The sequence below is a fragment of the Sphingomonas sp. genome (assembly GCF_031361285.1).
Lineage (GTDB): Bacteria > Pseudomonadota > Alphaproteobacteria > Sphingomonadales > Sphingomonadaceae > Sphingomicrobium.
In genome coordinates, this window is sequence record NZ_JANMCO010000142.1 from 1 (window position 1) to 2,462 (window position 2,462).

Sequence of the window (2,462 nt, forward strand, 5' to 3'; positions counted from 1 at the left end):
AGTTGCTATCGCGACCGCGTCGGCTCGCTGTTCGTCAAGACCGGATCAGTCGAGGCGACGGCGAGGGCGATGGGCCATGTGTTCCAGCGCTCTCGGGAAATGTGGTCGATGCCGCCTGATCACGGCGCCGCCGCGGCGCATATCATTCTCGAAGACCCCGAGTTTCGTGCCCGCTGGCTGGTTGAGCTTACGAACATGCGCAACCGGATCAATGCGGTCCGTCAGCGGATTGCCGCCGCCGATCCGCGCCTGCACTTCATCGGCCAGCAGTTCGGAATGTTTTCGATGCTGCCGCTGAGCAAGGAACAGGTGCTGAGCCTGCGCGAAGACCACGCGATCTATATGGCCGACAGCGGGCGGTTCAACGTTGTTGGCATGGGCGACGACCAGATCGACCGATTTACCGCGGCGGTCATTGAGGCGATGGATGCCTGAGACTCTCAATGGCTGAGCGAGACGCCGGTCGCGTGAGCACCGACGTCGATTGGCGCGAGGTCGCGCGCCTGGTCCTCACCAGCCGCGAGATGGACCGGCTCGAAGAGCAAGAGCTCGTTCCGCAGAAGAAGATCTTTTACCAATTTTCGGCGCGCGGCCATGACTTGGCGCAGGTGCTGTTGGGCATGCAGCTCAAGGATGGCGACGCGGCCTGCGGCTATTACCGGTCGCGGCCGTTGCTGCTCGCGCTTGGCGTGCCGCTGGCCGACGCATTGGGGTCGGGCATGGGGCTGGCCGGCGGCTATTCGGACGGCCGCGATATTGGCGTGGTGTTCAATTATCCCAACCCGGGCGGGGCGCACGCGCTGCCGATGTGCGGCGGCGTCGGCGCGCAATATACGCCGGCGGCGGGCTGGGCCCAGGCCATCGCCTACAAGGCCGAGGTCTTGGGTGAGGGACCGCCGGACGCGATCGCGGTAGTGCTCGGCGGCGACGCGAGCTGCGCCACCGGCGGATTTTGGTCGGCGCTAACCATTGCGACCACGCAAGTATTGCCTTTGCTCATTTACATCGAGGACAATGGCTACGGCATTTCGGTGCCGTCGGAATATCAGACGCCGGGCAAGGACATCGCGGCCAATCTCGCGAGCTTCGCGGGTCTGACGATTTTCAACGGCGACGGCACCGAGCCCGAAGAAGCGGCGCGGTTGGTGCGCGAGGCGGTGGCGCATGTGCGCAACCAACGGACGCCGGCGTTGCTGCGGCTGACCATGCCGCGCTTGGAAGGCCATAGCTTCCAGGACACCCAGGGTTACAAAAGCGAGGCGGAGATCAAGGCCGAATGGGCGCGCGACCCGTTGCCCAAATTGAAGGCGTTTGCGTCCAAGCTCGATTGGCCGGGGCTGGAGGCGGACGCCGCGGCGACGGTTGCGGCGGCGCTGGCCGAAGCGGAAGCGCGGGGCGTCTCCAGTCCTGACCGCGTGACCGACAATGTGTTCTTCGAAAGCGAGCTGCAGCAGGTCGGCGGGCAACTGAATCACGGCTTTTCGCCGCCGCAGTCGACCGATGAATCGCGCCCCGACGGCCAACGGATCAACATGGTGACGGCCATCCGCCGGACGCTCGACCAGGAGCTGGCCAGCAATCCGCGCGTGCTGGTGTTCGGCGAGGATGTCGGGCCCAAGGGCGGCGTTCACGCGGTGACGCTCGGGTTGCAAGGCAAGTTCGGGCGCGCCCGCGTGTTCGACACGTCGCTGAACGAGGAAGGCATCGTCGGTCGCGCGGTCGGCATGGCGCTGGCCGGGCTGATGCCGGTGCCCGAAATCCAGTTCCGCAAATATGCCGAGCCCGCGACCGAGCAGATCAACGATATCGGGACAATGCGCTGGCGCACGCACAACCGCTTCGCCGCGCCGATGGTGCTGCGCGTGCCCGGCGGCTTCTTCAAATGCGGCGACCCGTGGCACAGCCAGACCAACGAGGTGCAGTTCGTCCACAATCCGGGCTGGAAGGTGGCGGTGCCGTCCAATGCCGAGGACGCGGTTGGGCTGTTGCGGGCAAGCTTGCGCGGCAATGATCCGGTGCTGTTCTTCGAACATCGGGCGATGCTCGACGATGCGTGGGCGCGGCGGCCGTGGCCGGGCGATGACTATGTGTTGCCGTTCGGGCGGGCGAAGAAAGTGCGTGAGGGTGACGCGATCACGATCGTGACGTGGGGCGCGATGGTGCCGCGCTGCGAGGCGGCGGCGGACGGCGTATCGGCCGATGTGATCGACTTGCGCACGCTGATGCCGTGGGACCGTGAGATGGTGCTCGACAGCGTCCGTCGCACGCGGCGGTGCCTGATCGTCCATGAGGATCTGCGCACCGGCGGGTTTGGGGCGGAGATCGCCGCGGTGGTTGCCGACGAAGCGTTTCTCGACCTCGACGCGCCGGTGGCGCGGGTGACGATGCCCGACATCCCCAGCCCGCATCACCCAAGCTTGCTTGAATGGGCGGTGCCGAGCGTGGCGCGGATCCGCGCCGAG

The 2,462-nt window shown here is 66.2% G+C and carries 2 protein-coding genes; both read left to right on the forward strand.

Annotated elements, in window-relative coordinates:
• Positions 1-435, forward strand: a 435-nt coding sequence (locus RMO25_RS11820) for an aminotransferase class I/II-fold pyridoxal phosphate-dependent enzyme (protein ID WP_405051880.1), incomplete at its 5' end; no start/stop codon positions are given.
• An 8-nt stretch (positions 436-443) separates the two neighbouring features.
• Positions 444-2,462, forward strand: a 2,019-nt coding sequence (locus RMO25_RS11825; RefSeq protein WP_309662802.1) for a transketolase C-terminal domain-containing protein, incomplete at its 3' end; no start/stop codon positions are given.